Genomic DNA, 261 nt, shown 5'->3' on the forward strand with positions numbered 1-261 from the left:
GTCATAAGTACCACGTCCAACTTTACGCAATTGCTCAACGTATTTGATGATGCCTGACAAGCCCACCAAGGTAACCAAACAGATAGTGGTGGTACCGATAATGGTTCTGCCAATGTATAAATCTAGAATCTTAAACATCTAGGCAGCCCTCTTTTGGCGAATCTTATCTTTCCAGCGTCGTACCGGTAAACTATCCATTGAATTAAGCGCTAACCCCACTACCAATAAACCAATATTCATCGGCCACATCCCTAGTACCTG

The 261-nt window shown here is 43.3% G+C and carries 1 pseudogene; it reads right to left on the reverse strand.

What is annotated here, in order from left to right:
* Window positions 1-138: pseudogene (locus AB4585_RS26405) on the reverse strand (lipopolysaccharide ABC transporter permease LptG); the annotation flags it as partial.
* Between the last annotated feature and the right edge of the window lie 123 nt (window positions 139-261).

Origin of the sequence: Vibrio sp. 10N.222.49.C9, from assembly GCF_041474985.1 — a bacterium.
Taxonomy (GTDB): domain Bacteria; phylum Pseudomonadota; class Gammaproteobacteria; order Enterobacterales; family Vibrionaceae; genus Vibrio; species Vibrio crassostreae_C.